Annotated in this window: 25 protein-coding genes and 1 tRNA gene; 13 read left to right on the top strand and 13 right to left on the bottom strand. The window is 70.6% G+C overall.

From position 1 onward, the window contains the following. Positions 1–13: 13 nt before the first annotated feature. The 5 genes from HW130_RS19125 to HW130_RS19105 are packed head-to-tail and all read right to left on the bottom strand — an operon-like array spanning position 14 to position 5,148. Positions 14–805 carry a DeoR/GlpR family DNA-binding transcription regulator gene (locus tag HW130_RS19125; RefSeq protein WP_177150850.1) on the bottom strand — a complete coding sequence of 264 codons (792 nt, stop codon included), beginning with the start codon at positions 803–805 and terminating at the stop codon, positions 14–16. Then, positions 802–1,905, bottom strand: a complete 1,104-nt coding sequence (locus HW130_RS19120) for an ABC transporter ATP-binding protein (protein WP_177150849.1) — start codon at positions 1,903–1,905, stop codon at positions 802–804. Before HW130_RS19120 ends, HW130_RS19125 begins: the two co-directional genes overlap by 4 nt. After that, positions 1,902–2,768, bottom strand: a complete 867-nt coding sequence (locus HW130_RS19115) for a carbohydrate ABC transporter permease (RefSeq protein ID WP_177150848.1) — start codon at positions 2,766–2,768, stop codon at positions 1,902–1,904. The genes HW130_RS19120 and HW130_RS19115 overlap by 4 nt, the downstream gene beginning before the upstream one ends. Continuing rightward, positions 2,765–3,724 carry a carbohydrate ABC transporter permease gene (locus HW130_RS19110; RefSeq protein ID WP_177150847.1) on the bottom strand — a complete coding sequence of 320 codons (960 nt, stop codon included), beginning with the start codon at positions 3,722–3,724 and terminating at the stop codon, positions 2,765–2,767. The genes HW130_RS19115 and HW130_RS19110 overlap by 4 nt, the downstream gene beginning before the upstream one ends. Before the next feature lie 2 nt (positions 3,725–3,726). Next, the gene (locus HW130_RS19105; RefSeq protein ID WP_177150846.1) at positions 3,727–5,148 is read right to left on the bottom strand and encodes a sugar ABC transporter substrate-binding protein; all 1,422 of its coding nucleotides are present in this window, start codon (positions 5,146–5,148) and stop codon (positions 3,727–3,729) included. 171 nt (positions 5,149–5,319) lie between these two features. Between HW130_RS19105 and HW130_RS19100 the strand changes: the two genes are divergently transcribed. Then, a complete protein-coding gene (locus HW130_RS19100) occupies positions 5,320–6,693 on the top strand; it encodes an FGGY-family carbohydrate kinase (RefSeq protein ID WP_177150845.1) in 1,374 nt (457 codons plus the stop codon). Next, positions 6,690–7,301: a histidine phosphatase family protein gene (locus HW130_RS19095; protein WP_177150844.1), complete on the top strand. Its 612-nt coding sequence runs from the start codon at positions 6,690–6,692 to the stop codon at positions 7,299–7,301. Before HW130_RS19100 ends, HW130_RS19095 begins: the two co-directional genes overlap by 4 nt. On the opposite strand, the gene HW130_RS19090 is transcribed toward HW130_RS19095, so the two are convergent. After that, on the bottom strand, positions 7,285–8,757 hold the full coding sequence (locus HW130_RS19090) for an amino acid permease (protein WP_177150843.1): 1,473 nt from the start codon (positions 8,755–8,757) through the stop codon (positions 7,285–7,287). The genes HW130_RS19095 and HW130_RS19090 overlap by 17 nt on opposite strands. A gap of 136 nt (positions 8,758–8,893) precedes the next feature. After that, entirely contained in the window at positions 8,894–10,306 is a 1,413-nt protein-coding gene (locus HW130_RS19085) for an amino acid permease (protein ID WP_177150842.1), read from the bottom strand. A gap of 263 nt (positions 10,307–10,569) precedes the next feature. Here HW130_RS19085 and HW130_RS19080 point away from each other — a divergent pair, with 263 nt between their 5' ends. Then, positions 10,570–11,154, top strand: a complete 585-nt coding sequence (locus HW130_RS19080; RefSeq protein WP_177150841.1) for a biotin transporter BioY — start codon at positions 10,570–10,572, stop codon at positions 11,152–11,154. Positions 11,155–11,221: 67 nt separating this feature from the next. Here HW130_RS19080 and HW130_RS19075 read toward each other — a convergent pair whose 3' ends face one another. Beyond that, on the bottom strand, positions 11,222–12,670 hold the full coding sequence (locus HW130_RS19075) for an amino acid permease (RefSeq protein WP_177150840.1): 1,449 nt from the start codon (positions 12,668–12,670) through the stop codon (positions 11,222–11,224). 170 nt (positions 12,671–12,840) lie between these two features. Here HW130_RS19075 and HW130_RS19070 point away from each other — a divergent pair, with 170 nt between their 5' ends. Then, positions 12,841–13,335 carry a ribose-5-phosphate isomerase gene (locus tag HW130_RS19070; protein ID WP_177150839.1) on the top strand — a complete coding sequence of 165 codons (495 nt, stop codon included), beginning with the start codon at positions 12,841–12,843 and terminating at the stop codon, positions 13,333–13,335. Continuing rightward, positions 13,335–14,192, top strand: a complete 858-nt coding sequence (locus HW130_RS19065; protein ID WP_177150838.1) for an Fpg/Nei family DNA glycosylase — start codon at positions 13,335–13,337, stop codon at positions 14,190–14,192. Before HW130_RS19070 ends, HW130_RS19065 begins: the two co-directional genes overlap by 1 nt. Before the next feature lie 54 nt (positions 14,193–14,246). Here HW130_RS19065 and HW130_RS19060 read toward each other — a convergent pair whose 3' ends face one another. Beyond that, complete coding sequence (locus tag HW130_RS19060) at positions 14,247–15,476, bottom strand: GNAT family N-acetyltransferase (RefSeq protein WP_177150837.1); 1,230 nt, start codon at positions 15,474–15,476, stop codon at positions 14,247–14,249. A 106-nt stretch (positions 15,477–15,582) separates the two neighbouring features. On the opposite strand from HW130_RS19060, the gene HW130_RS19055 reads away from it, so the two are divergent. Both HW130_RS19055 and HW130_RS19050 read left to right on the top strand, forming a co-directional pair. After that, positions 15,583–16,728, top strand: a complete 1,146-nt coding sequence (locus HW130_RS19055) for a PP2C family protein-serine/threonine phosphatase (RefSeq protein WP_177150836.1) — start codon at positions 15,583–15,585, stop codon at positions 16,726–16,728. A gap of 140 nt (positions 16,729–16,868) precedes the next feature. Further along, on the top strand, positions 16,869–17,330 hold the full coding sequence (locus HW130_RS19050; protein ID WP_177150835.1) for an HD domain-containing protein: 462 nt from the start codon (positions 16,869–16,871) through the stop codon (positions 17,328–17,330). A gap of 6 nt (positions 17,331–17,336) precedes the next feature. Here HW130_RS19050 and HW130_RS19045 read toward each other — a convergent pair whose 3' ends face one another. Next, on the bottom strand, positions 17,337–18,512 hold the full coding sequence (locus HW130_RS19045; protein ID WP_177150834.1) for an acyltransferase family protein: 1,176 nt from the start codon (positions 18,510–18,512) through the stop codon (positions 17,337–17,339). Positions 18,513–18,943: 431 nt separating this feature from the next. Here HW130_RS19045 and HW130_RS19040 point away from each other — a divergent pair, with 431 nt between their 5' ends. Beyond that, the gene (locus tag HW130_RS19040; RefSeq protein ID WP_177150833.1) at positions 18,944–19,138 is read left to right on the top strand and encodes a hypothetical protein; all 195 of its coding nucleotides are present in this window, start codon (positions 18,944–18,946) and stop codon (positions 19,136–19,138) included. An 89-nt stretch (positions 19,139–19,227) separates the two neighbouring features. Here the strand turns inward: HW130_RS19040 and HW130_RS19035 are convergent. Further along, a tRNA-Gly gene (locus HW130_RS19035) sits at positions 19,228–19,289 on the bottom strand. 185 nt (positions 19,290–19,474) lie between these two features. Here HW130_RS19035 and HW130_RS19030 point away from each other — a divergent pair. Continuing rightward, the gene (locus tag HW130_RS19030; protein ID WP_177150832.1) at positions 19,475–19,828 is read left to right on the top strand and encodes a hypothetical protein; all 354 of its coding nucleotides are present in this window, start codon (positions 19,475–19,477) and stop codon (positions 19,826–19,828) included. A gap of 383 nt (positions 19,829–20,211) precedes the next feature. Here the strand turns inward: HW130_RS19030 and HW130_RS19025 are convergent, their stop codons facing one another. After that, positions 20,212–21,315 (bottom strand): XRE family transcriptional regulator, encoded by a 1,104-nt coding sequence (locus tag HW130_RS19025; RefSeq protein WP_256356179.1) that lies wholly within the window; start codon positions 21,313–21,315, stop codon positions 20,212–20,214. 283 nt (positions 21,316–21,598) lie between these two features. Continuing rightward, positions 21,599–21,964 carry a GntR family transcriptional regulator gene (locus HW130_RS19020; protein ID WP_177150830.1) on the bottom strand — a complete coding sequence of 122 codons (366 nt, stop codon included), beginning with the start codon at positions 21,962–21,964 and terminating at the stop codon, positions 21,599–21,601. Between the two features lie 181 nt (positions 21,965–22,145). On the opposite strand from HW130_RS19020, the gene HW130_RS19015 reads away from it, so the two are divergent. Genes HW130_RS19015 through HW130_RS19000 form a run of 4 tightly spaced genes read left to right on the top strand, consistent with a single transcriptional unit; the run spans position 22,146 to position 25,457 of the window. Further along, on the top strand, positions 22,146–22,694 hold the full coding sequence (locus HW130_RS19015; RefSeq protein WP_177150829.1) for a hypothetical protein: 549 nt from the start codon (positions 22,146–22,148) through the stop codon (positions 22,692–22,694). Further along, positions 22,691–24,115: a replication initiator protein RepSA gene (repSA, locus tag HW130_RS19010; protein ID WP_375256549.1), complete on the top strand. Its 1,425-nt coding sequence runs from the start codon at positions 22,691–22,693 to the stop codon at positions 24,113–24,115. Before HW130_RS19015 ends, repSA begins: the two co-directional genes overlap by 4 nt. 2 nt (positions 24,116–24,117) lie before the next feature. Continuing rightward, positions 24,118–24,318 (top strand): excisionase family DNA-binding protein, encoded by a 201-nt coding sequence (locus HW130_RS19005; RefSeq protein ID WP_177150828.1) that lies wholly within the window; start codon positions 24,118–24,120, stop codon positions 24,316–24,318. After that, positions 24,318–25,457 (top strand): site-specific integrase, encoded by a 1,140-nt coding sequence (locus HW130_RS19000; protein WP_177150827.1) that lies wholly within the window; start codon positions 24,318–24,320, stop codon positions 25,455–25,457. The genes HW130_RS19005 and HW130_RS19000 overlap by 1 nt, the downstream gene beginning before the upstream one ends. Positions 25,458–25,487 lie beyond the last annotated feature (30 nt).

Below are 25,487 nucleotides of genomic sequence, written 5' to 3'. Positions count from 1 at the left end.
GCTCACCTCCCGTTCAGTCACCGGCGGCCTCGCAGACCTGGTAGGCGACCTTGTGCTCGTCCAGTTCGCGCAGCGCCTCGGCCGGCGCCCCGTCGTCGACGAGCACCAGGTCGAATCGGGAGAGCGGGGCGAGGCGGTGCAGTGCCACCCGCCCCAGCTTGGAGTGGTCGAGAAGCAGGACGTTGCGGGCCGCCGAGTCGAGCATCGCCCGCTTCACGGACACGATGTGCTGCTCCTGGTGGTAGGCGAAGCCCCCGGAGGCGGCCGACGTGGAGGTGAAGCAGATGTCGACCTGGAGCGACTGGACGGCCTCCACGCACGACACGCCCAGGAACGAGGAGTGCAGCGGGTCGTAGTCGCCGCCGAGCGCCATCAGGTGGATGCCGCGCTCGGCCGACAGCAGGGTCAGGGCCTCGAGGAAGTTGGTGACGACCGTCAGCGGGGTGATCGGGGAGAGCCGGCGGGCGATCTCCAGTGTGGAGGTGGAGTCGTCGAGCATGACGGCCATGCCCGGTTCGATCAGGGTCAGCGCGTGGGCCGCGACGGCCGCCTTCTCACGGCGCATGGTCTTGAGCCGGTAGGCGACGTTCGACTCGAACACCCCCGAGGGCTGGGCGGTCACCCCGCCGCGGAACTTGCGCACGATGCCCTGCCTCTCCAGCTCGTCGAGGTCGCGGTGGATGGTCATCAGACTGACGTCGAACCTCTCGGCGAGTTCGGCCGCCGTCCCTTCGCCCTGGGCGAGGACGTACTCGGCTATCGCCGCCTGGCGGAGTGCGGGGCCGCGCTGCGCTGGGGTGCTCATGAGGTGTTTCCTTCGATCCTTCGTCCTGGTCCCTGCGGCCCGTCGGCCTCGAACAGCAGCAGGGTCTCAGGCCGGGCGGTCAGCCGGACGGGATCGTCGGGACGCAAGCAGGCGGCCTCGGCGCGCGGCACGACGAGCGAGACGTGCCGGCTGCCGACGCGGACGGTCACCTCGACGGACCGGCCCAGTGTCTCGGTGACGTAGACCGTCCCGGTCAGCACGCAGCCCGCGCCGCCGCCGAGGGTGAGGTCACGCGGCCGCACGCCGAGCTGCACCGGGGTGCCGGGCGCGGCGGCCACCCGGGGAGCCCGCTCACAGTCGCCCTCCAGCAGCCGGAACGTGCCGTCCTCGCCCGCGGTCCCCGGCAGCAGGTTGATCCGCGGCCGCCCGAACGACCGTGCCACGAACGTGTCGTACGGCCGGTGCCACAGCTCCTCGCGGGTGCCCGTCTGCACGATGCGACCGTCCCGGATCACCCCGATCCGGTCGCCCAGCGCGAGCGCCTCCACCGAGTCGTGCGTGACGTACAGCGTGGTTGTGCGCCGGACCGCGCCGATGGCCTTGAGCTCGGCGCGCATCGCCTGGCGCAGCTTGGCGTCCAGGTGGGACAACGGCTCGTCGAGCAGGAACGCCCGCGCCGGCCGCACCAGCACCCGTCCGAGCGCCACCCGCTGGCGCTGCCCGTTGGACAGCTCGCCCACGGGCCGCTCCAGCAGGGCCTCGATGCCGAGCAGGCCGGCGATCTCACCGATCCGCTCGCGCGCCTGGTGTGCGGGGAGGCGGTGGCGCGGCGAGCGGAGCGGGGAGGCGAGATTGTCATATGCCGAGCGGTGTGGATAGAGGGCGTACGACTCGAAACACATGGCGACCCCCCGGTCGTACGGCTCCACTCCCGTCATGTCCTCGCCGTCGAGTTCGATCGTGCCCGCGGTGGGCTCCTCCAGGCCCGCGATCGTCTTGAGGGTGGTCGTCTTGCCCGCCCCGGACGGCCCGAGCAGACAGAAGAACTCGCCCTCGGCCACCTCCAGTTCGATCCCGTCGAGCGCGGTCGTCCGCCCGAACGTCTTGGTGACGCCCCTCAGCGCGATGGCGGCCGTCATGACTTCACCGCCCCGAAGGACAGGCCGCGCACCAGGTACCGCTGGATCGTCAGGGCCAGCAGCAGGGGCGGGACGACGGAGACGAGGGCCGCGGCCGCGGTCAGGTTGTACTTGGGCCGGTCGCCGCCGAGGAAGGACAGCGCGCCCACCGTCACGGTCTGCGCGTCGGAGGAGGTGAGGATGAGCGGGAAGACGAAGTTGTTCCAGGCGAAGATGAACGCGAGCAGCGACACGGCCGCGACGCCGGGCTTCACCAGCGGCAGCGCCACCGTGAGATACGCCTGCTTGCGGGAGTAGCCGTCCAGCAGCGCCGCCTGCTCCAGCTCCGGCGACAGGTCGGAGAAGTACGAGCGCATGATCCACACGATCAGCGGCAGGGTGACGAGCTGGAGCACCCACACCATGCCGAGATACGTGTCGAAGAGCCCGAGCTGCTGGTAGAGCACGAACAGCGGGATGATCACGGTCAGTTCGGGGGCGAAGCGGAACGACAGCAGCGTGAACATGAGGTTCTCGGAGCCCTTGAAGCGCCAGCGGGCGGCGGCGTAGGCGGCGGGCAGTCCGATCGCCAGCGACAGCAGGACCGCGCCCAGCGACACGACCAGGCTGTTGAGGAAGAAGCGTACGAAGGGCACGCCCTGGTCGTCGCCCGCGCCCAGGACCGTGCGGTACGAGTCGAGCGTCGGCGTGAAGGAGAAGTACGTGCTGAACAGCTGCTCGGCCGGCTTCAGCGACAGGATCGCCATCCAGGCGACCGGGAACAGCGCGAAGAGGAAGTAGAGGACCAGCGCGCCGTCCGCCGCGACGGCGATCACCCGGCGTTTCACGGTCCCCGGGCCGGTGGTCCCCTTGCCGGTGGTCATCGGGGCACCTCCGCGGCGCGGTTGTTGATACGGCCGAGATAGCGCACGAGCACCATGGCGGCCAGGTAGACCACGGCCCACAGCACGATCGTGTAGCTGATGCCGAACGAGTAGCGCTGGAAGCGGATGGCCTCCAGATAGGCACGGATCTGCAGCACCACGGTCGAGTCGCCCGGTCCGCCCTCGGTGAGCGCGTAGATGATGTCGAAGACCTTCAGCGAGTCCATGAACCGGAAGATCACCGCGACCAGGACGTACGGCCACAGCATCGGCAGGGTCAGCTTGCGGAAGGTGAACCACCAGTTCGCCCCGTCCACGGCGGCCGCCTCGAACGGCGAACTCGGCAGCGAGCGCAGTCCCGCCAGGGCCAGGATCGCCACGAACGGCGTGTACACCCAGGCGTCCACGGCGATCGAGGTGAGCAGCGCGCCGGTGGGCGTGTCCGTCCACTGCACGCCGCCGAGCCCGAACGGCTTCAGCAGGTGGTTGACGACGCCCACGGACGGCTGGAGCATCAGCTTCCACATGATCGCCGCGATCACGGGCGCGATCATCAGCGGCAGGATCAGGATCTTCTCCAGGACCCGGCCCACCAGGGTGGAGCGGTGCAGCAGCAGGGCGACGCCGACCCCGAGCACGGTCTCGACGGCCGCGGCCCCCACCGCGTACAGCAGGGTGACCCGCGCCGAGTCCCAGAACGCGGGCTGGGTGAAGATGCGCCGGTAGTTCTCCAGGCCCACGACATCGGGCACGGGCTTGCTCGCGGCGAAGTCGAACAGCGTGTAGTACAGGCCCAGTCCGAAGGGGTAGAGGATGCCGCCGGTCAGCAGCAGGGCGGGCACGATCAGCAGATAGGGACGCAGCGAGCGGCGCCAGGGGGGCACGCCGCGCGCCGCTCGCCCCGCGTCCTCGCGTGGTGAGGCCGCCCCGTGGTCGGTCTCCGTCTGCGAGGTCACCCTCAGCCCACCTTGGAGGCCAGGTCGCCCGCGAGGCCGTTCAGGACGGACGAGGCGTTCCTGCCGCCGTAGATCTCCTGGAGGGCCGCCGCCCAGCTCGTCGTGGCGTCGAAGAACTGCTCCTGCGGGGTGAACTGGATCTTCGTCTGGTCGACGACGGCCTCGAAGGTATCGATGAAGCCGGGGATCGCCTTCATCTTGTCCTTGTACGCCGCGTCCTGGCTGACCGACTGCCGCACCGGGTCGATGTGGTTGTACCGCACCGCGCTCTTGAGCAGGTGCTCCTTGCCGGTGGCCCACTGGAGGAACAGCCAGGCGGGCAGCTTGTTCCTCGACTTGGCGTTCATCCCGAGAGACCAGATCCACATGTTGGTGGCCAGTGAGCCGCCGGGGCCCTTGGGGCCGGGGTGGAAGGCGATCTTCCCGGAGGCGGGCGACGCGCCCTCGACCGCCTGGAAGTACGCGGCCGTGTCGGCGTCGAAGAGCATCCCCGCCTTCTTCGCACCGAGGTCGCTGGAGCACTGGTACCAGGTGTACGAGGTCCAGGACGGCGGGCCGCCCTTCTTCACCATGTCGGCCCAGTCGCGGGTGAAGGCGATCGCCTCGGGCGAGTTCATCGCGGGCTTCACCGTGCCGCCCTCGACGGTGAAGTCCTTGAGACCGTTGCGGGCGTACATCGTCATGAAGCCCGGGTGGATGGTGGCCCAACTGCGCGAGCCGCGCACCGCGACCCCGTACATCCCGTCGAAGCCGGCGCCCGGCGCCTTGCGCTTGATGGTCCCGGCCAGTTCGCGCAGTTCGTCGAAGGACTCGGCGGGCTTCAGGCCGAGCTTGTCGAACACCTCGGTGTTGTAGGCGACGACGTTCGTCTCCCAGCCCCACGGCAGCGCGTACTGCCCGCCCTGGCCGAGCGGGGCGCCGGGCTTCAGCGACCACTGGTCGGCCTGGAGCAGGTTGGGGAAGAAGTCGGCCTGGTCCCATTCGGCACCCGTGGCGGCCGCGTTGCGCATCCAGGGGCCGAGGTCCTCCAGCCAGCCCGGCGGGCCGTACTGCCACACCATGTAGGCGCCGAGCATGAACACGTCGTACGAGGCGCGGCCGCTGGACAGGTCGACGGTGAGCTTGTCGAAGTAGTTGTCCTCGGGGAAGACGTCGTACTCGACCTTGATGCCGGTCTTCTCGGTGAACGACTTCAGGTCCGCGATCAGCGCGTCCGTGTACGGGTGCTTGTTCAGCAGCGCCTTGACCGTCCTGCCGTCCGCCCGCTTCCAGTCGAAGGAGCCGGTGACGTCGTCGGCCGCCGAGCCCCCGCCCTCCTTCGCGCCGTCGCCGAAGCCCGAGCCGCAGGCGGTGAGCAGCGGGGCCGCGGACGCCGCCGCCGTGAGGGCGAGGAATCGCCGCCGGTCGTATCCGCGCATGTCCATCCCGACCTCCGCTGTGTCCTTGGGGGCTCGCCCCCGGCCCCGCGGGGGGCCACGGTTCTCACACGTTCAGCCGACTGGTTAACAGAGCTTGGAACAGGGCCAGTTGGGCGTCAATCCCTCGCGCGAGGGAAATTCTCGGTGCACAGTGAGAAGTTCACAGAAGGAGCCGGTATGTGGATGGGAATCGATCTCGGCACGCAGGGCGCCCGCGCGGTGCTCGCCACCGACGACGGCGACGTCATCGGCAGCGGCTCGGCCCCGCTGACCGGCAGACGCGACGGCGTGCGCCACGAGCAGTCGCCCGAGGACTGGTGGACCGCCGTGTGCGCCGCCGTCCGCCAGGCGCTGCGCGGCCGGCCGGGCCCCCGCGCGCTGGCCGTCTGCTCCACGTCCGGGACCGTGCTGCTCGCCGACGCGGCGGGGGTCCCGCTGACGCCGGCGCTGATGTACGACGACGGCCGCGCGCCGGGACGCGGCCCCGGCCGGGCGCTGTGGCTGCTGGAGGAGTACGGCCGCGGGGGCGGCGCGCGCGTGATGCACCAGGCCGATCTGATCGTCGCCCGGCTGGCCGGCCGGCCGCTGCCCACGGACTCCAGCCACGCGCTCAAGACCGGCTACGACCCCGAGAGCGGCGCCTTCGGCGAACAGAGCCTTCCGGACGGGATGTTGCCGGACGTGGTGCTGCCCGGCAGCGGCCTCGGCCAGGTGTGCCGGACGGCGCAGGAGGCAACAGGCATCCCCGAGGGCACTCTGATCGTGGCCGGCATGACCGACGGCTGCGCCGCGCAGATCGCCTCCGGCTCGCTGACCACCGGCTCCTGGAACTCGGTGCTCGGGACCACCCTCGTCCTCAAGGGAGTCGCCGCCGAACCTCTCCACGACCCCGCCGGGGTCGTCTACAACCACCTGTCGGCGGACGGCAGCTGGCTTCCGGGCGGCGCCTCCGGCGTCGGCGGCGGGGCCCTGCGCGCCGCGTTCCCGGGCGCGGACCCGGGGGCGCTCGACCGCCGGGCGCAGCGCTACGACCCGGCCGGGGCGATCGCGTACCCCCTCGCGTCCCGCGGCGAGCGCTTCCCCTTCCTCGCCCCCGACGCCACCGCCTTCCTCCTCGGCACCCCGGCCTCCGACGCCGACCACTGGGCCGCACTCCTGCAGGGCGTGGGCCTGGCCGAGCGGCTGTGCCTGGACTACCTCGACCATCTCGGCGCCCCGCTGCACGGACCGCTCACCTTCACCGGCGGCGCGGTGCGCAGCGACCACTGGAACCAGCTGCGCGCGGACATCCTCGGCCGCGAGGTCCGCATCCCGCGCGCCGCGGAGCCGGCCCTCGGCATGGCCGTGCTCGCGGCGTACGGAGCGGGCGGCGCGGCCACCCTGAGCGGGGCCGCCGCGCGCATGGTGCGCCTGCGCGGGACGGTACGGCCGCGCCGCGGCGAGCGCTTCACCGAGCCGTACCTGACGATGGTGGGCGAACTGGAGCGGCGCGGCTGGCTCCCGGAGCCGGTCGCCGCGCACGCACGCGCCCGTACGGAGGAGACCCGATGACCGCCACCCTGCTGCTCGCCCGCCACGGGCAGACCGTCTGGCACGAGGAGAACCGCTACGCGGGCGTCAGCGACATCGCCCTGACCCACGAGGGCCGCCGCCAGGCGGAGGCGCTCGGCTCCTGGGCGAAGGTGCACCCCGTCGACGCCGTCTGGACCTCCACCGTCTCCCGGGCGATCGAGACCGCGGAGCCGGCGTGCCGGGCCCTCGGGCTCGTACCGCGGACCGAACACGCCCTGCGCGAATGCGACTTCGGTGCGGTCGAGGGCCGCACGCTCGCCGAGTTCGCGGCCGCGGACCCGGCCGGCGCGGACGCCTTCCGCGCCGATCCGGTGGCCCACCCGTTCCCGGACGCGGAGGACCCCCGGGCCGTGGCGGTCCGGGGGTCCGAAGCGCTGCGCCGGATCGCCGGCGCGCACGAGGGGGAGCGGGTGCTGGTGGTCGCCCACAACACCCTGCTGCGGCTGGTGCTCTGCGAGCTGCTCGGCATCCCGCTCGCCGACTACCGCAGGGTCTTCCCGCACCTGCGGAACGCGGCGATCAGCGAACTGCGCCTCGCGCCGGACGCCGAGCGGGCCGCGCTGATCAGCCTCAATCTGCCGTGCTGACCCCGGCGGCCCGGTCCTCGGCGCTCTCGGTCCCGGTCGCCGCGACGCCGGCACCGGTCGTCGCGGCACGCGACGCGCGCACCTTCTGGAGCGTGAAGCCGGCCGCGGCGAGCACCAGGGTCAGGACGCCGGTCCCGAGCAGCTGGAGCCGGGTCTCCTCCTGGCGCAGCATCAGCACGAAGACCGCCGCCATGCCCAGCAGGGCGATCCAGGTCAGCACCGGGAACAGCCACATCTTCACCACCAGCTTCTCGGGCGCCTCGCGCTCGGTGCGGCGGCGCAGGATCAGCTGGGAGACGGCGATGAAGATCCAGACGACGAGGATGATCGCGCCGATGGTGTTCAGCAGCCACATGAACACGTCGTCCGGCCGCCAGTAGCTCAGCAGCACGCACAGGAAGCCGAAGACCGAGGAGACGAGCACCGCGACGCGCGGCACGCCGCCGAAGAGCCGGCCGAGCGCCTTCGGGCCCTCGCCGCGCGCCACCAGCGAGCAGGCCATGCGGGAGGCGCCGTAGATGTTGGCGTTCATCGCCGAGAGCAGCGCGACCAGCACGACCACGTTCATGATCTGCCCGGCCGCGGGGATGCCGAGGTGGTTCAGGGTCGCGACGTACGGGCCGACCTCGACGACCTTCGGGTCGTTCCACGGCACGAGCGTGACGATGACCGCCATCGACCCGATGTAGAAGACCGCGATGCGCCACATCGCCGTGCGCACGGCCTTGGCGACACCCTGCACGGGGTGCTCGGACTCGGCGGCCGCGATGGTCACCGTCTCCAGGCCGCCATAGGCGAAGACGGAGGCGAGCAGACCGACGACGAGCCCCTCGGAGCCGTTCGGCATGAAGCCGCCGTCACCGGTGAGGTTGCCCGTGCCGGGCGCCTCGGTGCCGGGCAGGACACCGGCGATGGCGAGCACGCCGATGCCGAGGAACAGGACGATCGCGCCGACCTTGAGCGCGGCGAACCAGAACTCGAACTCGCCGAAGTTCTTCACGGCGGCCAGGTTCGTGCCGCAGAACACCAGCATGAACAGGGCGACCCAGGCCCACTCCGGGGTGCCCGGCAGCCAGCCCGTCATGATCTTGGCCGCGCCGATTCCCTCCAGGCCCACCGCCACGCAGAGCAGGAACCAGAACGCCCAGCCCGCGGTGAAGCCGGCCCAGGGGCCGATGGCGCGCTCGGCGTGCACGGAGAAGGAGCCGGAGGCCGGGTTGGCCGCCGACATCTCGCCGAGCATGCGCATCACCAGCATGACGAGCAGGCCGGAGAGCGCGTAGGCGATGACGATGGACGGGCCGGCCGCGGCGATGCCGGCACCCGAGCCGACGAACAGCCCGGCGCCGATGACGCCGCCGAGGGCGATCATCGACAGATGGCGTTGTTTGAGCCCGTGCGTGAGGGAGACGTCGGCCTGCTGGTCGACGGGCGCGGGCGCGGAGGTCCGGGACATGGGCGGCCCTGTTCATGAGCTGAGACGGGGGAGCAGCCGACAGTCTGGGTGCGTGCCCTCTCACAGGGAACGCTTGTCCGCTATACGGTCACGATGTTCACGGAAAGTCCACGCCTGCGCACAGCCTGTCCGGTGGTCATCCCCGCCGGGAACGCACTTCGCGGACGGCCGCCACGACCAGCACGGCGGCGGTCGCCCCGCCCGACCACAGCACCTGGGGACGGGCCGCGTCGTCGTTCAGCATCAGCACCAGGACCGCGGCCATAGCCGCCAGCGCGGCCCAGGTGAGCCAGGGGAACGCCCACATCCGCAGGGTCAGCCTCCCCCAGACTTCGTCCGGGGGGACCTCCACCGGCGCCTCCGCCTCGATGCGGCGGCGCAGCCGCAGTTGGGAGACGGCGATCAGGCCCCAGACGAACAGCAGCACCGCCCCGACCGCGTTGAGCATGTAGAGGAACACGGAATCGGGCCACTTGAGGTTGAGCAGCACGGACGCGAAGCCGAACGCCACCGAAGCCAGCACGGCCCGGCGCGGCACTCCGGAGCCCGTCACCTTCAGCAGCCCCCTGGGCGCCTCGCCGCGTTCGGCGAGCGAGAAGACCATGCGGGAGGCGCCGTACAGGTTGGCGTTGAGCGCGGACAGCAGCGCGACGAAGACGACGATCTCCATGATCCGCCCGGCGCTCGGCACGCCGATCGAGTCCAGCACCGTGACGTACGGGCTGACCCCCGCCTTCTGCGCGGTCCACGGCAGCACGGTCACGATGACGAGCATCGAGCCGACGTAGAAGAAGAGGATGCGCACCACGGCGCTGCGCACGGCGCGCCCCACCGCGCGGGCCGGGTCGTCCGTCTCCGCCGCCGCGATGGTGACGACCTCCAGACCGCCGAAGGCGAACACGACGGCCAGCACACCCGAGACGACGCCGGACCAGCCGTTCGGCAGGAAGCCGCCGTCGCCCGTGAGATGGGTCAGGCCGACCGGCTCCGTGTCCGGCAGGAGGCCGAAGACGGCGAGCGTGCCGAGCAGGAGGAACAGCACGAGCGCGGCGACCTTGAGCGCGGCGAACCAGAACTCGAACTCGCCGAAGTTCTTCACCGCCGCGAGGTTGGCGGCGGTGAACACCAGCATGAAGACGAGGACCCAGCCCCACTGGGGCGCGGCGGGCAGCCAGCCGTGCGCGATGGAGGCGGCGGCCGTCGCCTCGGCGGCCAGCACGACCACGAGCAGGAACCAGTACAGCCAGCCCACGCTGAAGCCGGCCCAGCGGCCGAGCGCCCGCTCCGCGTGCACGGAGAAGGAGCCGGAGGCCGGCATCGCGGAGGACATCTCGCCGAGCATCCGCATCACCAGCGTCGCGAGCGCGCCCGCGATCAGATACGACAGGACGATGCCGGGTCCGGCGACGGCGACACCCGCGCCAGAGCCCACGAAGAGCCCCGCGCCGATCACCCCGCCCAGCCCCAGCATCGTCAGATGACGCTGTTTGAGCCCGTGTTCGAGAGGTTCGGCCTCGGCGGTCAGGGGCGTGGGCGACGCGTCGTGCATGGCGGGCGGTGCTCTCGTCTCACTCCGTGCGAGTTATGGGGAACCTACAGTCTCCCCGAGCACCGGCCCGGGACGCAAAACGGCCCGTGTGCCCCCCGACCTCAGTGACGAGCATCACGCGGCGACATGCATGCTGTCGGCTCTTTGTCCACACTCCACCAATGGGTCAACCGCCGCTTTGTGGGCGGCAGCTGGTGATACGGGCGATTGCCCTGGGCTACCGTCACCGTGTCCCCCGCTGCCCTCACCCCCGTGGAGCCCCGATGAGCACCGCCGTCGCCCCTGTCCGACCCGGAGCCGTACTGGCCGACCTGCTGCCGGTGTCCCGTGTCCGCGACATCGCCCTCGTCGCCGGCGGCGCAGCCCTCACCGGCATCGCGGCCCAGATCTCCGTCCCGGTCCCCGGCTCCCCGGTCCCGGTGTCCGGCCAGACCTTCGCCGCCCTGCTCGTCGGCACGGCGCTCGGCGCCCGCCGCGGCTTCCTCGCCCTCGGCCTCTACACGGTCGCCGGCGTGGCCGGCATGCCGTGGTTCGCGCAGGGGGCCTCGGGCTACGCGATGCCGTCCTTCGGCTACATCCTCGGCATGCTGCTGGCCGCGACCGTCGTGGGCGGCCTCGCGCGCCGTGGCGCCGACCGGACCGTGCTGCGCACGGCGGGCGCGATGGCCGCCGGTTCCGCGATCATCTACGCGGTCGGCGTTCCGTACCTGGCGCTGGCCACCGGCATGTCCCTCGGCGAGGCGGTCGCCGCGGGCCTGGTCCCGTTCCTGATCGGCGACGCGCTGAAGGCGGCCCTCGCGATGGGCGCGCTGCCCACCGCCTGGAAGCTGATCGGCCGCCGGGGCTGAGTCCGCCCGTACGAACGCCGCAGCCCCGGTCGCTTCGCGCGGACCGGGGCTGCGGCGTTGTGGCGTGTCAGCCGGAGACGGGAGCGGCGGCCGCCTTGCGCTTGCGCACGACGTCGAGCACCACGCCGATGGACACGACGATCGCGGCGACGAGCACCGACAGGAGCGCGACCTCACGGTTGGCGTCGTCGTAGAGCATGTAGCCCAGCACGAACACGATCATCGCGGCGGTCGCCCAGGTCAGGTACGGGAAGAGCCACATCTTCACCGTCACCTTCTCGGGCGCCTCGCGCAGCAGGATCCCGCGCATGCGCAGCTGCGTGAAGCAGATGACCAGCCAGACGAACAGGGCCACGGCGCCCGAGGAGTTGAGCAGGAAGAGGAAGACCGTGTCCTTCCACATGTAGTTGAAGAAGACGGCGACGAATCCGAAGACGACGGAACCGAGGATCGCGGCGGTCGGCACGCCCTTCGCGTTGACCTTGGCGAAGGCCTTCGGCGCGTCACCGCGCTCGCCCAGCGAGAAGGCCATGCGGGATGCGGTGTACAGGCCCGAGTTGAGACAGGACAGCACGGCCGTCAGGACGATGACGTTCATGATCTGGCCCGCGGCCGGGATGCCGATCGAGTCCAGGGCGGCGACGTACGAGCCCTTCTCCGTGATCGACTTGTCGTTCCACGGCAGCAGCGTCAGGACGACGAAGATCGAGCCCAGGTAGAAGACCGCGATCCGCCAGATCACGCTGTTGGTGGCCTTGGTGACCGCGCGCCGGGGGTCCTCCGACTCGCCGGCGGCCAGCGTGACGATCTCGCTGCCCATGAAGGAGAAGACCACCATCAGCACACCGGTGAGGATGGCGCCCGCGCCGTTGGGCAGGAAGCCGCCGGCGTCGGTCAGGTGCGCGAAGCCCGCGCCCGGGTTGTCGGAGCCCGGCAGCACGCCGAAGACGGCCAGCAGGCCGATGACGACGAAGGCGCCGATGGCGACGACCTTGATGCCGGCGAACCAGAACTCGAACTCGCCGTAGGAGGCCACCGAGGCCAGGTTGGTGGCGGTCAGCACGACCATGACGATCAGCGCCCAGGCCCACTGGGGAACGGCCGGCATCCAGCTCTCCAGGATCACGGCGCCCGCCGTGGCCTCCACGGCGAGGACCACCACCCAGAAGAACCAGTACAGCCAGCCGATCGAGAACCCGGCCCAGCGGCCGAGCGCGCGGTCCGCGTACGCCGAGAAGGACCCGGAGTTCGGGCTGGCGGCGGCCATCTCTCCCAGCATCCGCATCACGAAGACGACCAGCAGGCCGACGAGCGCGTACGACACGAGGATGGCGGGCCCCGCGGCAGCGATACCGGAAGCGGAGCCGACGAAGAGGCCGGCTCCGATGACTCCACCAATGGCGATCATGGACAGGTGGCGGTTCTTGAGACCGGCCTTGAGACCGTCGGAGGAAGGCGGCTGCCCCGGGGTGAGGGACTCGCCGCCTTCCTTTGTGAGGGTCGTCTGCGACGTCATGGACGGATCCTTATGTTTTGGTGCCGCTCGGGTTACGAACTTGGGAATTGAAACCCAGTACCCCGCAGTACGGAAGAGCCGATTCCGATTCGTTGCTTTCGTCACGTGGCCCCCACCCGAGTCGGGCCCCCGGGCCGGTGCGCGCCTGCCCCGCATGCCACACTCGAACCATGCGCGTGTACCTCGGCTCCGACCATGCCGGCTTCGAACTCAAGAACCACCTCGTCGAGTGGCTCAAGGCCCACGGCCACGAGCCCGTGGACTGCGGGCCCCACATCTACGACGCCCAGGACGACTACCCGCCGTTCTGTCTGCGTGCCGCCGAGCGGACGGCAGCGGACGAGGGCAGCCTCGGCATCGTGATCGGCGGCTCCGGCAACGGCGAGCAGATTGCCGCCAACAAGGTCAAGGGCGTCCGTGCGGCCCTCGCCTGGAGCGAGCAGACCGCCGCGCTCGGCCGCGAGCACAACAACGCCAACGTCGTCGCCATCGGCGGCCGCATGCACTCCCTGGAGGAGTCGACGAAGTTCGTCGAGATCTTCCTGAACACCCCGTACTCGGGTGAGGAGCGTCACACGCGCCGCATCGAGATGCTCTCCGCGTACGAGACCACCGGCGAACTCCCCCCGATCCCGGCGCACCACCCGCAGGAGCCGACCGCCTGATGCCTGAAGGGCACACCATCCACCGACTGGCCGCCGACCACTTCGAGAGGTTCGGCGGCCGGTCCGTGCGCGCCACCAGCCCCCAGGGCAAGTTCTCCGACTCGGCCGCCCTCGTGGACGGTCAGGTCCTCGAGACCACCGAGGCCCACGGCAAGCACCTCTTCCTCGGTTTCGGTCCGCTCGGCTGGGTCCACATCCACCTCGGCCTGTTCGGCAAGGTGCACTTCGGGGACACAGCCGGCGCCCCCGCGCCGCCGCCCACCGACACGGTGCGGCTGCGCCTCGCCAACCCGGACTCGTACGTCGATCTGCGCGGCCCGACCGCCTGCGCGCTGCTCACCGACGGAGAGAAGCAGGCGATCCACGACCGCCTCGGCCCCGATCCGCTGCGTCCGGACGACGGGCCGGAGCGGGCCTGGGCCCGGATCTCCCGCTCCCGGACGACGATCGCCGCCCTGCTCATGGACCAGAAGATCGTCGCGGGCGTCGGCAACGTCTACCGTGCCGAGGTCCTGTTCCGCCACGGCATCGACCCGTACCGCGCGGGCAGGGACCTCACCCGGCGCGAATGGGCCGCGATCTGGGACGATCTGGTGGCCCTGATGCGTGAGGGTGTGCGCAACAACCGCATCGACACGGTCCGTCCCGAGCACACCCCCGAGGCGATGGGCCGCCCGCCGCGCGTCGACGACCACGGCGGCGAGGTCTACGTGTACCGCCGGGCGAACCTGCCGTGCCACATCTGTGGCGGCGAGATCCGCACCGCCGGTCTCGCCGCCCGCAATCTCTTCTGGTGCCCGTCCTGCCAGGGGGCTTCAAGCCCCGCTGGGGGCACCTCCCACGCTCGCAGGGCGTAGGGGGGAGGAGCCGCCGGTTACGGGTAGGGGCGGCCCCGCCCCGACGCTCGCCTCCTAGAACCCGTGCGGCAGCCACGGCGCGACGTCGGAGCCGAACGCCGACGACGTCTGAGCCAGCGCCCCCTCCCGCAGCTCCCGCACCCGCCCCGCTCCCGCGAGCGACGACAGCGACACGCCGCCCAGGTACGCCGCGCCCAACTCACGCACGGACAGCGACAGTTCGGCGGCGTCCTCGGTCCGCTCGCAGGACGCGCCCTTCGCGTCGCCCGACAGCCGCCAACGGCCGCTGTTCCACGGGCAGAAGGCGTCCTCGACGTCGAGCACCACATCGACCGGCACCGCGTACGTACGCGCCTCCAGCGCGGCGCCCACGTCCACCAGCCGCACATGCAGCGAGTCCCGCAGCCGCACGTTGCACCGCCGGATGTCCGAGACCAGGTGCAGCAGCGGGTCGTCCACCGGCCGGTTGCGGGCCTGCACGGTCGAGGTCAGGTCGATCTCGCACAGGAACCGCCACAGCGCCGCGTACGCCGCCGGGTCCAGCGCGTCGATGTGCCGCACGGAGACCGAACCCTCCGGTCCCGCCGGCGACCACTGCGGCTTGTTGTGGAAGCGGACGTATCCCACGGCCTCGCCGTCCCGCTCGGCGAGGACGCACTGCATCTCCGACGCCCCCTCGCGCTCAGCGGGCGGATCGAGCAGCGCCAGGCCCTCCCACCCCGGGGTGCGGGCGAGCATGCCCGGCCGTGAACCGATGGTGCGCACATAGACACGTTCGCAGGCCTCCGCGCCCTCCTCGACCGTCACGAAGCGCAGGCGTACGTCCTCCGCGCCCGGCGGCACGGCGATCCGCACCCGCGAGGAGTCGACCTCCACGGACATCTGGTGGGTGGCCGTGCCGTACCCGAAGCGTCCGTAGATGGCGGGCTCGGAGGCGGTGAGGACGGCGAGCGGCTCGCCCAGGGCACGCACGTCGTCGAGCTGACGGCGCATCATCGAGGTGAGGACGCCGCGCCGCCGGTGCGTCGCCGCGACGCTCACCATCGTCACGCCCGCCGCGGGCGCCATGGCGCCGCCGGGAACCGAGACCTGGAATGTGAACGCGCCCGCCGTGCCGACGCATTCGTCACCGTCCCAGGCGGCGAGCGACCGGTCGATCTCGGTCAGCGACTCGAACAGTCTGCGCTCCTGCCGGGAGTCCGGGACACCGCCGAAGGCGCGTTCCAGCTTCCCGTACCACTCGTCCCACTCGGACCGCTGCAACACCCGCAGTTGAGTCGTCATATGCCATGCCTACCAGCCGCGAGCGGACCGTCGCGACCCGATTTCGAACGCAATGTCGCGGGGTCCCCCTGCACGCCGGGCGGGCGGGTGGATAGGGTCCTGCGCAATGGCCCGCGGCGCAGCAGCAGACTCGTTCACGGCCCGGCAGCGGAAAGCCGTGTACCGGGCCCGTACCGCCATGCGCCGGTCCGCCGTCGACTACTTCCGCGGAGGCGGCTCCGACCGGCTCGCGCTCGCCGGCCTGCTGCTGACGATCCCGGCCATCACCTGGGGCACGATCGTCTCCGCGGTGTGGTTCTCGCCGACCGCCCTGGTGCTGCCGATCGTCGCCGGCGGCCTCCTGTTGCGGCCCGCCAGCCTCCTCTGCCTGTACGCGGTGGCGGCGGCCGCGCTGATCGTGGAGTCCGTGGCGCTCGGGCCGTACGCCGACGGTCCGGCGAGGGTCACTCCCGGCACGGTCCTGGTCGTGGCGGCGTGCGGCTTCTTCGGACTGCTCATCGCGCAGTTCCGGGCCCGTGTCGGCGTGCCGTGGCGGCGCGGCGGCACCATGCTCTTCGACCTGCGCGAACGCATCCGGGTCCAGAGCGCCCTGCCCCGGCTGCCGCAGGGCTGGCACCGCGAGATGGCCCTGCGCCCGGCCGGGGGCCAGTCCTTCTCCGGCGACTTCGTGGTCGCCGCCCGTACGAACGGCGGCCGCACGCTGGAGGTCGTCCTGACCGACGTCTCCGGCAAGGGCATGGACGCCGCGTCCAGGGCGCTGCTGCTGTCCGGCGCGTTCGGCGGACTGCTCGGCTCGCTGCCGCCGCACGGCTTCCTGCCCGCGGCCAACGGCTACCTGCTGCGCCAGGACTGGGACGAGGGCTTCGCCACCTCGATCCATCTGGTCCTCGACCTGGACTCCGGCGACTACGAGCTGCTGTCGGCGGGCCATCTGCCCGCACTCCAGCTGAACGCGGGCTCCGGCCGCTGGGAGGAGAAGGCAGCCGAGGGCCCGCTCCTCGGGGTCTACGACGCGGCGCAGTTCGACCCGGTCAAGGGCACCCTGCGCCCCGGCGACGTACTGATGCTGTTCACCGACGGCCTGGTGGAGGCGTCGGGCCGCGACATCAGCGAGGGCATCGACCGCCTGACCGGCGAGGCGGACCGCTATGTCGCCCTCGGTTTCGAGGGCGCGGCGTGGCACCTGATCGAGGCAGTCGCCAAGGACGTCAACGACGACCGGGCGCTGCTCCTGCTCTGCCGCCGGCCCTGAGCGCCGGACCCGCTGCCGTACCGTCGGCGTCCCCCGCCGCCCGGCAGGAAGCGGGCCGGCCAGGGGGAGCGTCCCGCCGCGGGCGAGGACGCGAGGAGATTGCCGAGGTACGGCGGTCCCAGGAGCCGTAGAGTCGAGCCATGCCGCAGCAGAATCTGAGCCTGGCCGAGATCGAGGCCGTCGCCCGCGAGGCCCACGCCGGCCAGACCGACAAGGCCGGGCGCCCCTACGCCGAGCACATCGCCGCCGTGGCCAAGGGCGTACGCGCACGGGGCGGGAGCGACGAACAGGTCGCCGCCGGCTGGCTGCACGACGCGGTCGAGGACGACGTCCTGAGCCGCGAGTGGCTGGAGGGCGCGGCGCTGCCGCAGCCCGTGAAGGACATGGTCCTCGCCCTCACCAAGGGCGAGGGCGAGGAGCTGGAGTCCTACACGCGGCGCATCCTCGCCACGCCCGGCGCGCTCCTGATCAAAGAGGCCGACCTGGCGCACAACTCCGATCCCGCGCGCCTCGCCCTTCTGGACGAGGAGACACGCGACAGGCTGACCGAGAAGTACGCGAAGACGCGGCGCCTGCTGGGCGTCGAGGACGCCGGCGACTAGGTCACGTCAGCGGCGCGCGCCGAGTTCGGTGGCGTCCGTGCGGAACGCCCATGTCATCTCGGGCTCGGTCACGGGCCGCAGGGCCCGCCGGACCGGCGGCGTGCACAGCAGCGTGACGGCGCCCGCCGCGAAGAGCGAGACGAAGACCAGGCCGAGCGGGCTGCCGAGCCAGGAGTTCTCCTCGAAGACGCCGAAGTAGTCGCCGGCCTTGACCAGGAAGCCGTGCAGCAGATAGCCGCAGATGGTCCCCGCGCCCAGCGCCGTCATCCAGCTCCTGCGGCCGGGCACCCACGCGAGGAAGGCGGCCGACAGGACCAGCGCGCACACGAACAGGCCGAGGAAGACCACGACTCCCGACCACCACGGCGCGCCGAGCTCCTGCACACTGCTGGACCGGTAGAACCAGTTGAGCCTCATCCGCGGCGCGGCCCAGTACGCGAACAGCGCCGTGCCGGCGAGCAGCGGCAGCGTCAGCAGGCGCACCTCGCGCCGCCGCACCAGTTGGAAGTGCTCCGGCCGCAGGCACAGGCCGAGCACGAAGAACGGCAGGAACTGCATCACGCGCTGGAGGTTGAGGTCCGCCCCGATGTTCGGCGTGAGTGCCGCGAGCGTGGCGATCCCCAGCGCGATCGGCAGCGGCCGGCGCACGATCCGCCACAGCGGCGTGGTCAGCCGCCAGACGAACAGCGCGGCGAGGAACCAGGTCAGGTAGAAGGGGTCGAGCAGGCTGACCGGATGCCCGGGGTCGTCGTTCGCGTACCGGGCGAACAGGGAGTACGCCACCTCGAAGACGACGTACGGCAGCGCGATCCCGGTAAGCAGCCTGCGCAGCTGGTGGGGCTTGCCCCGGTAGCTGCGCGAGAAGTAGCCGGAGACGATGATGAACGCCGGCATGTGGAACGTGTAGATGATCATGTACAGCGCCCGCGCGGCCCGGCTGCCGTCCATCACCGGCTCCCAGGCGTGCGCCACGGCCACCAGCACGATCGCCAGGTACTTCGCGTTGTCGAAGTAGGCGTCGCGGCCGGCGGGCTTCTTGGGCTCCGGGGCCGGTCCCGGGGCGGACTTCCGGCCGGTCGCCGCGGGGGCGGCAGCGGTCGCCGTCCGCGTGGCGGGGGTGGGTCCCGACTCCGGAGCCTCGGGGAGCGGAGCCCTCTGATATCCGTGCGCAGCGTGGAACATTCAGGCACCTTAGCCGCGCGGATTCGATTTCGTAAAACACCGGGGGTTGCGGTCCATTCGAATCTGAAACCGCCACCAACCGCCCACTATGCCCCAATTAATCCCCCTTAAACAGGGCATATTGCGGCACCGGGAAGGTGACATGAATTACGTCGCCGACGGCCTTCGAATTTCGTGTGACCAAGATGTGGGGGCATGGAAACGATCACGTCGTATTCCTTCTCCTATTTCACTCCGCCGGCCTAGCGGCCCCGCCGCACCGCCCCGCCGGGCCGCGCGGGGACGGTCCGGCTTGGCGTGATCTTGACGGCGACGATTCGTCACCCGGCAGCAGGGGCAGGGAGGTTGGTGGCACGATGGTGCAGGCGGGGGTGTGCTGGGCCGCACGTCCCCGGGCCGGCAAGGCGGACCGACCGAGGGTGTGATCAGTTGTGGCCATTTCACTGTCTGTGGTGCTGCTGTTGGCGATCGTCCTCGTGGTACTGATCCGCAGCGGCTCCATCAAGCCGGGGCCCGCCATCGTGGCGGCGCTGTTCGGGTTCTTCCTCGCGTCGACGGGCATGGCCCCGTCGATCAACAGATTCATGAACTCGATAGCGGAGACGATCAATCAGATCAGCTTCTGACCGGCTTCCGCGCCCGGCCGCCGGGCGCACGAAAAGACTTCGGGCCCTGCCCGGTGGGAATCCACCGGGCAGGGCCCGAAGTGCTGCAGAGCGGGCGACGGGAATCGAACCCGCGTAGCTAGTTTGGAAGACGCCGTATGCGGATGCCCGCTGAGCTGCGACGATGCTGACCTGCGGGGTAGCCATGGAAGAACCGCGATTGCCCTTGGTTCCCCGCTCGTCCCCGACCGGTCGGGCACGCAAGGGGCACGCGTGCCAGGATCATGCGATGGCTACTGCGTGCGCGGAGTTGGGGCAGGGCGTATGAGTCCTGGCTGAGCCTGTCATGGGGGCACTGTGTGGGATGGACCGTTCTACCGGGTGAAGCGGGACGGGTACGAGATCTGTTTCGTGCCGGGAGCTGGTGAAGACCTCGACCAGGTGTGCAATGTCGACATGTGGGTGACCTTCGTCACTGGCGACCGATGGTCCGGGACGGTGTCCACTCTCGACGAGGTGCGTCGCGTGATGGACCGCTGGCAAGGTACGGGCGAGTGCCTGAACGGCAGCTACTACTACTGCTGGGACGGACTCATCGTCCGGGATGCCGGTATCCCCGCCATGGTCCGGGCCGTCGATGACCTCGTGGCCACCGGCGATTACGAAGCCGCCCTTCGCCCACTAGGACCGGAGACGGACCCGGACGCTTGAATCTGCCCGCTTGCCGCACGGCACCACGCGGTCGGTGTAGCGGCTTTGGGCGGGAGCTGCCATGGGGCGAGAGATCATGGCCCCGTAAGCTTCCGGCGAGTCGGGCAGTCTGTGGACCTGCCCGGTAAAGCACGACGTTGGGGCCATGATCTTCGAGGCTCGCCCCATGGTGGCTGCCTAAAGCCGTGGAGCCGACCGGCCCCAGCCACCGCGGGCTACCGTCCACGGCATCAGGTGTGCTCGCTCTAGCCGCGCGGCCGGCGGAGCCGGGGCCCGGAGCGGGGCGGAGACAGGAGCGTCGGGGCCCGGCGCTGGAGCCGGGGCCGCGCGCGGCGAGCGGAGCGAGCCGCCTTGATCGAGGTAGAGAAACCTGTAACAGGCCCCTAGCTGGCGCGACTGAGCGCGGTCAGGTGATCCAGGTACTCCCGGCCCGTCGACTCGTTGGCGAAGTCCCGGTTGACGATGGCCGCCAGCTCGCGGCTGACCATGAGCAGAGACGGCAGGGACTGTCGGTCGCCCTTCAGCGCCCACTCGCCGTAGTTCACGGCCTGGTCCAAGTCGCCCTGCCTGGCTGCGACCACGCCCAGCGTGATCCTCGCCTCCGCCATGCGCATCGGCGATCGCTCGGACCCGTCGAAGTCGGTGCCCGCCCGGATCACCTCGTGGGCCAGGTTCTCGGCGAAGCGGTCCTCTCCGAGCAGCCGGTAGCAGTCCATCGCGTAGAAGTCGAACTTCGCCGGGTCCACCACAAAGTGGTGATCCAGGTTCTCGGGGTACGGCATCCCCTCGAGGAGCTTGCGCCCCCGGTCCAACGCCACCTCGGTCTGTCGCCGGTCACCCAGCCGCGCCCAACCCTTCGCCTCCTGGGCGGCGAGCTGCACGGCCACGCCATGCGAGGGAGCCGACTCCGTCCCGGCCTGGGACGCCGCGAGGATTCCGCGGTAGTCGCCGGTGGTCAGCGCGAACCAGGCTCGCATCTCGTGGGCCCAACCGGAGATCTCCGCGTTCCCGGACTCGCGAGCTAAAGACAGGGCCGCCTTCCGCGTGCTCTCGGCTGCGGCCCGGTCTCCCATGTCGTACTCGACGCATCCGATCAGGAGTGCGAGCCAGCCGGACAGGGTGAGCACTTCGCGGTGCTGGGCGAGCGTGAGCCGCTGGGACTGAAGCGCTGCGACACGCTTGAGCCACTGCCTGCCCTCGGCGGCGAGCTGCCCGCTCGGCAGATACGGGTACTCGGAGCACAGTCGGTCGGTGGTGATCCGGAGAGCGTCAAGCGTGGCGTTGTCGACGTCGGACGCCTGAAGCCTGCTGATGATGTCCAGCGTTTCCATGCCGCTGACGGCGGCGATTTCCGCGTTCCCGTCCCGTTGCCCGGCTACCGGGAAGATCGCATGGGTGACGGTTCCGAAGGTGGCCGCGATGATCGGTTGGTAGAAGTCGCTCGGCATCACCTCGCCGGACTCCCACCGCTTCCACTGGCGGACCATGCTGGATCCCTCGGGCAGTGGCTTCGGAGCATGGGCGCGCAGGGCGGCAACCACTTCGGCTTGTGACCACTGTCGGGCTTCTCGCTCTGAGGCGATCCGTCGCGCCCATGCCGGCCGTTCGTCGCTCATGTGCTGCCCTCCCGTCGGGGTGCTTGCCTTCGAGTCTGGCACTCGGGGAGCTGGTGACACGGGGGTGACAGGGGGTTGGCACCAAGGCTGTCCCCCAGTGACACCACGCCTGTCCCTAGTTAGCCAGTCGCGCCGCCCGCATGGTGGATCACTGTCAGGCACTGCTCGGGGACTGGGCGCGCTTCTCCAACTCGGCCACTCGGGCGGCAAGTTGCTGAATCTCGGAGTGGATAGCGTTGATCTCGTCTCGGTTAACTGGCCCGCTGGCGTCCTGCCCGGCCTCTCCCGTGCCCTTTGGGGACTGTACGAAGTACCCCCGCGTCGGCACCGAGACAATCACGCCTTCATCGGCAAGCACCTTGAGCGCGTTGCCCACGGTCACGGTGGTGACCTTGAACCGCTCCGCCAGCTCCCGCAGTGAAGCGAGCCGGTACCCCGCTGGGAGTGCCGCGACCTCCTCGCGCAAGGCGTCGGCGATCTGGACCTTCTTCGGCCTGGGGTCGTGGGCTTCAACCGTCATGCGGCGAGCGTACCGACTGGCGCGACATAGCACAGCCTATGGCGCGCTACGTCTTGTGCTCTACTCTGCTCTATAGCAAGCTAGGTCATGCGGCTTCCATCGGCCGCAAAACCCGGAGGGCGACGCATCTACCGCCAAGCAGTCCGCCGCCCTCCTTCGTCCCTTGAAGGGAGCTTCCATCATGCCCGCGACGCTCGTTGCTGCGCACCCCGTGTCCGCGCTGCCGCCGGTCGAGACCGTTTCTGTCTCGGAGCTGTCGAACCAGGAACGTGCTGTGGCGCTCTACGCCTCCGACATGCCCACGGCCTTCCGGATGCGTCGGGACGACGACGCGATGGTGCACGGCTGGATTATCCAGGGGGCCGCCCGTCTGGGCCTCCGTGAGGTGCACCGCCTGGCCGCCGTCGCCTTCGGCTACCGGCTCCTGTGGCTGGCCGACCTCGCCACCGCCGACCAGAGCCGTGCGCAGAAGCGACGGTTCCCCAGCGCCCGCCGCTTCTCCAAGGCTGAGACGACCGCGACGCTGTTCACGGTCAAGACGGACATCCCCATGTCGCAGGCCGCGAAGGACCGGGGTCCTCAGGTCGAGGGCGGTTGCCTGTGCGCCGGTACCGGTTGGATCGCGGACAGCTGCGACCCGGAGGACCCGACCATGGCGGGCTACATCAGCTGCCCGGTCGACAACCCGCGTGGCGCCGGTTTGCCGCAGCGTCCGGCGGTGATCGCGTGACCCACTTCCCCGTTCCCTCGGCCGCCGTCGCTGACGTGGCTGCGGCCGTGGGTCAAAGCCCGATCACTGTGGCCGACCTGCTCCGCGTCGCCAACACCCCCGGCTTCGACCGCTGGCGCGAGCAGATCCGGCGCACGGGCGGCTGCTCGGATCCGATCCACCTCCAGGGCTGGACGATCACCAAGGACCGCAAGACCTCGGAGACCCTGTACTCCTACTCCACTCAGGCCGAGCCGGGTGGACGGTTACGGGTTGCCTGCGGCAACCGCCGTGCGTCGCGCTGCCCGTCGTGCGCCTGGACGTATGCGGGGGACACCTACCACCTGATCCGCGCCGGGATCACCGGGGATGAGCGCAAGGACGTGCCCGCCACCGTGCGGGACCACCCCCGTGTCTTCGCCACCCTCACCGCCCCGTCGTTCGGCCCAGTCCACAACCGCCCGGCCTCCGGGCGCTGCCGCTGCGGCCTCGTCCATCAGGACGACGACCCCGCCCTGGGCGCGGCGCTGAACCCGGACCGCTACGACTACGCCGCCGCCGTGCTGTGGAACAACCACGCCGGGCAGCTCTGGCAGCGGTTCACCATCTACCTGCGCCGGGAGATCGCCGCCCGCGCGGGCCTCTCCCAGCGTGCGCTGTCGGATGCCTGCCGGGTTTCGTTCGGCAAGGTCGCCGAGTTCCAAAAGCGCGGTGCCGTGCACTTCCACGCCGTCGTACGCCTCGACGGTCCGGATGGGCCCGACTCGCCGCCCCCGGCCTGGGCCACCGTCCCGCTCGTGGACGACGCGATCCGGGTCGCTGCCGCCCGTGTCGTGGTCGTGGTCCCGCCCGCCGGCACTTCTCCGGAACGGGAACTGCGCTGGGGAACCCAGGTCGACGTCCAGCCCATCGGCGCGCTCGGACACGAGGACCTGACCGAACAGGCCGTTGCCGCCTACGTGGCCAAGTACGCCACCAAAGCCGCCGAGACCACCGGAACGGTCGACCGCCGGATCGTCGAACTCGGCGAGCTGGACCGCCTCGGCCTGCCCGCTCACACCAGGCGGCTCATCGAAGCCTGCTGGGCCCTGGACAGCGACTATCCCGATCGGCTGCTGGCCCGCTGGTCGCACATGCTCGGCTTCCGCGGCCACTTCTCCACCAAGTCCCGCCGCTACTCCACCACCCTCGGCGCACTCCGCCAGGTCCGCGCCGACTACCGCGCCCGACAGGAACGCCAAGCCCGCGGACTCCCCGAAGACCTCGACGACACGGAGGGCTCCACGCTCGTGCTCGCCCACTGGACCTACGCCGGGCACGGCCACACCCCCGGCGAATCCTGGCTCGCCCAATCCATCGCCAACGACATCAAGCAAGACCGACAACTCGCGCGGGAGCTCCGCCCCGAACTGGACGACTTCGACACCACGGGGGAGTGGTGACCATGGACCGACTGCTCACCGTTGACCAGGTCGCCGAACTCCTCGGCACCACCGTCCGGTTCCCTCGGCGGCTCATCGAGGAACGCCGAATCACCTTCGTCAAGGTCGGCCGACACGTCCGCATCCCCGAACGGGCGATCGTGGCGTACATCGAGGCCAACACGGTTGCGCCGTCCGCCCGACAGCTGCGGAGCGTGGCCTGATGGCAGCCAAGAAGCGGTCCTTCGGCCGTGTCCGCAAGCTGCCTTCCGGGCGCTATCAGGCTCGCTACCTGGCACCTGACGGCATCGACCGCCCGGCGCCGCACACCTTCCGCACGAAGCGCGAAGCGGATGACTGGCTCGCCGATCGCCAAGCCGAGCTGCGCGCCGGGGACTGGACAGACCCTGACGCCTCCAAGGTGCCCTTCGGTTCGTACGCCGCGACCTGGATCACCGAGCGGGGCATCAGCGCGTCGACGGCTGACCTGTACCGGTCGCTCCTGCGGAATCACCTCGCGCCGACCTTCGGCCGCGTCGCCCTGGGCGACATCACCCCGGCGATGGTCCGGGCCTGGCGGGTCGCTCGTCTGGACGCGGGCGCCGGCGCTTCCTCGGTGGCCAAGTCGTACGCGCTCCTGCGCGCCGTGCTCATGACCGCCGTGGAAGACCGGTTGATCCGGCGCAACCCCTGTCGGGTCAAGGGCGCAAGCGTCGCTCCCACTCCCGAGCGACCCACAGCGACCGTCCAGGAGGTTTACGAGCTCGCCGGGGCCATCCAGCCCCGGTATCGCGCTCTCGTCCTCCTGGCGGCCTTCACAGGGCTTCGCTGGGGTGAGCTAATCGGGCTGTCCCGTCGTGACATCGACCTCGACTCGGGAACCTTAAGGGTGCGCCGGAACGTGGCTGAACTCCACAGCGGCAAACGGCTGGTGAAGGAACCCAAGAGCGTGGCGGGCAAGCGCACGGTGGCGATCCCGGCCGTGATCGTGACCGATCTTGCTACGCATCTCGCTGTATACGCCGAGCCTGGGCCGGACGGCCGAGTCTTCATCGGAGCGAAGAAAGCCACGCCGCGCCGGAACCACTTCGGCAAGCTGTGGCGCAAGGCGTGCGATCAGGTCGGGATCAAGGGCCTGCACTTTCATGATCTCCGCCACACGGGGAACACCCTCGCTGCCGCGACCGGCGCCAGCACGCGTGAGCTGATGACCAGGATGGGCCACAGCACCGCCCGTGCCGCGCTGATCTACCAGCACGCGACGGCCGAGCGGGAACGGCTGATCGGCCAGGCCGTGAGCGCGGTCGTGGAGCAGGCCCGGAAGCAAGATCCCGATCCGAACGGGCACGCAGCGGGCACGTAGGCGGAAACGAAGATCCGAAACGCATCAGGG

Source organism: Streptomyces sp. PKU-EA00015 (assembly GCF_013387495.1).
In the GTDB taxonomy this organism is placed as follows: Bacteria; Actinomycetota; Actinomycetes; order Streptomycetales; family Streptomycetaceae; genus Streptomyces.
The sequence above is the reverse complement of the archived record's forward strand: the minus strand, read 5'-3'. Positions and strand labels throughout refer to the sequence as shown.